The organism is Homoserinimonas sp. OAct 916 (genome assembly GCF_003260275.1).
Lineage (GTDB): Bacteria > Actinomycetota > Actinomycetes > Actinomycetales > Microbacteriaceae > OACT-916.
In genome coordinates this window covers 1-2870 of record NZ_QJHB01000028.1, presented here as the reverse complement: position 1 = coordinate 2870, position 2870 = coordinate 1, and the positions used below count along the sequence as shown (strand labels likewise).

Genomic DNA, 2870 nt, shown 5'->3' with positions numbered 1-2870 from the left:
TGGCGCCAACGTCGTCCAGTTCGTCGATCCACACCCACAGCATCACACGCCGCAGACGATGTCGAACCCCCAGCAACTAACACCCAGAATCGTTCCCGCTTCTGAACCAACTCATCCTTTGACCACACGGGAAACACCTCACAGATAAACGAGTGTTGCAACGACCGGTTGAACCCAAGATGCCTACGCGGGCTCCGCCCGCGATCCACACGGCCAGACTGGAACTTGGAGCGAGGACGCCCACGATGAGTCCAAGCCCGGCTCCGAACGTGGTCCCGAGTCCTGCACGTTGGGACAGGCGCCTGCCGTTGTCGTTCGCCATGACTACAAATCGTGGCTGATAGTTGTGCTCGTCCTGGTGGTCGCGCTTATCGCGGTCTCCCCCGGCGCGCCGATCACGTTGCAGGCTTGTATATGATCAGGCCGTCCTTCATGTCCTCCACGAGAGAACCTCTGGGCGCCCGCAGAGTACGGAACACGAGGAACCAGTCCCCGACGCAGCCTGCCAGGTGGACTGCGAACGGGAAGACGAACCACGTGGCGGCCGGCGAGAACAGGGCAGCGATCAGGGCGCCGTTGACGACGATGGTGGGCGCAAGGGCGACCACGAGGTACCGGGCGACCGAGAGCCGCTGACCGACTGAAGTGCAGTAGAAGTACGGCATGGCCTTACCCGCGATCCCGGCACCGAAGGTCGGCCGGCCCCCGTACGCGAGGAAGGCCAGCCCATGGATCCCCTCATGTACAACGAGGACGACGGCGATGAGGCCGACGGTGATCCCGAGACCGACGACGTCGAAGTTGATCGTCCCCGACTCACCCCTGAAGGCGAAGACGAAGGTGAGGTACCCGGCAACCACTGCGACAAGCGTGCTGAGGACGTTCATCCAGACGCCGGTCGAACGAGACGGCTTCCAGGGGACCGCGATGAGGGTGGGGGTGGTTTCCATACCTCATCGTAAACTCGGACACCAGTGATCATGTCCGAACACCATTGGATAGGGCGATCAGTGACTGCGTCGAACCGCTAATCGCCGGACCATCAACGTCATGCATGCTTGGCCTCAGGACTACTTGGAAATACCTTACTTTTGTTGGCTGATGACCGTTTGGAGGGAGACTTTTTGGTGTATTCGATCGATCCGTATCGAAAGAGTCGGACTGCGAGTCGCAGGACTAGGAAGCCGATGGCGGCGTGAGCGCGATCCTTCTGCTGGCCTCGACTGCGGTGGTCGTGTGGGTGCTCGGGGCGTTCGTGTTCGTCTACTTCTGGCCGCGGATCACGGTTGGCGGCTTCAAGCGAATATTCGTCCGGCGTGGGTTGGGCGGCCCGATCCCGGTTAACACGCTTTTTGCCGTGCCCGGTAGCCGGTCCTCTATCGGTGCACTCGTACCGTGTTGATGGGCCCTCAATCGTTACGAGTTCCCCTCGCCATGAGCGACGTTCGGTGGTCTACTGGGATCATGAAATGCACTCATCTCTCGGTGGCTGCACTATTAGGGCTGACTCTTGCTCTCACCGGATGCCAGGCCGTGGCACCGGGAAGCCAGCCGGCAGGCTCCGACGATATCGCCACGGCTGCTTCTGCGACGACCACGGCGTCGGCAGACATCGTGCTCGATCTTCCCCTCGCATCCAACGAGGTCGCGGTTGACCCCGGAAAGGGAACGATTTGGCTCGCCACCGTTCAACCTGTGGGTAAGGACACGCTGTGGGCGGTCGACATGCACACGGGCGATGTCCGAAACTTCGACCTTCCCGACGCCGACTACAACGGCTACACGACCCACATTCGTGCCGGTGAGGACGGCGCGGTGTGGGTGTCGCTGCCCTACGAGTTAGTGCGCTTGGACCCCGAGACGGGCAAGCTCACGAGCGTGCAATTCGCGGAAAAGGTCGATGGCGCGTTGCCTGGTGCGCTCGACGCCGGCTCTACGCTCCCCGGCACTTGGCTCTCCGCAGTCCTTCCCGACGAGGCCGGGGTGCTCGTGGCAAGGAACAATGTTCCCTATCTCACCCAGGTCAACGCCGATATGACCGTTTCCCGTGGTGCCGACGCCGGGGACGGTTACGCCGGCGCCGCTGATCTCGCGCGTGGAGAAGATGGCACGATCTATCTGCTCCCGCCGATGGATGATCCGTCTGGTGCCGTATCGATTCTCGGCGGATCAACGATCCCTGGCACTCAGGACCTTGCCCCGCAGCGGTTGTTCGTCGACGGCTCCACGGTCTCGATGCTGTCGGCAGACGGCACGACAACAGTCATCTCGGATACCGATCACCACGCCGGCGCCCACGAGCTGTGGACCCGGACCAATGCCGCAGGGACTCAGGTTCAATACGATGCCGCCGCGGGGACGTTGGTGCGCCGTGCCGCGGACGGCTCGCAGCAAGAGCTCCAGCTTGAGCATCGCACCGGCGTGACGAGCGGTGGCGGCATCGATCCCGAAACCGGGAAGCAACGGGTCGAGGACAGCACTGTCACCGTTCCAGATCGGGTCACGGACTTCGTCGTCGCCGAGGATGGCACTGTTTGGTTCTTGCGCCACGACGGCACTCAGCTCGCCCGCTGGAACCCGTGACTAACGGACGCGCCGACTAATCCGGTTGGGACGCCTCCGATTTGCCCACGACGTCAAGGGCATGTTGGAGCGCGCCTGTAGTCGGTCCCACTTTGGGCGCGCTTCCTGTCGCATTGCTGGATCGGCTTATGAGACATAATGCCGCGCAGTATGTACGTTTTGCTCTATACTGGCGGTATGACTGAAGTTGCAATCACGGATGCGCGAGGACGGCTCGCGTCAATCATCGACGCGGCCCGGCGCGAACCGGTGTATTTGACCCGCAGAAATCGCCCTGTCGCGGCAAT

The 2870-nt window shown here is 62.2% G+C and carries 4 protein-coding genes; 3 read left to right on the top strand and 1 reads right to left on the bottom strand.

Annotation, left to right across the window (positions count from 1 at the left end):
• Positions 1 to 395: 395 nt before the first annotated feature.
• Positions 396 to 950 carry a DUF3267 domain-containing protein gene (locus tag DL891_RS16470; protein WP_111721577.1) on the bottom strand — a complete coding sequence of 185 codons (555 nt, stop codon included), beginning with the start codon at positions 948 to 950 and terminating at the stop codon, positions 396 to 398.
• A gap of 245 nt (positions 951 to 1195) precedes the next feature.
• On the opposite strand from DL891_RS16470, the gene DL891_RS16465 reads away from it, so the two are divergent.
• The 3 genes from DL891_RS16465 to DL891_RS16455 all read left to right on the top strand — a co-directional run.
• Positions 1196 to 1402, top strand: coding sequence for a hypothetical protein (locus DL891_RS16465; RefSeq protein WP_111721576.1), 207 nt, complete (start codon positions 1196 to 1198; stop codon positions 1400 to 1402).
• Positions 1403 to 1464: 62 nt separating this feature from the next.
• Complete coding sequence (locus DL891_RS16460) at positions 1465 to 2583, top strand: hypothetical protein (protein WP_157962584.1); 1119 nt, start codon at positions 1465 to 1467, stop codon at positions 2581 to 2583.
• A 138-nt stretch (positions 2584 to 2721) separates the two neighbouring features.
• Positions 2722 to 2870 (top strand): type II toxin-antitoxin system prevent-host-death family antitoxin (locus DL891_RS16455; protein ID WP_368665646.1); only part of this gene is annotated, 149 nt, incomplete at its 3' end.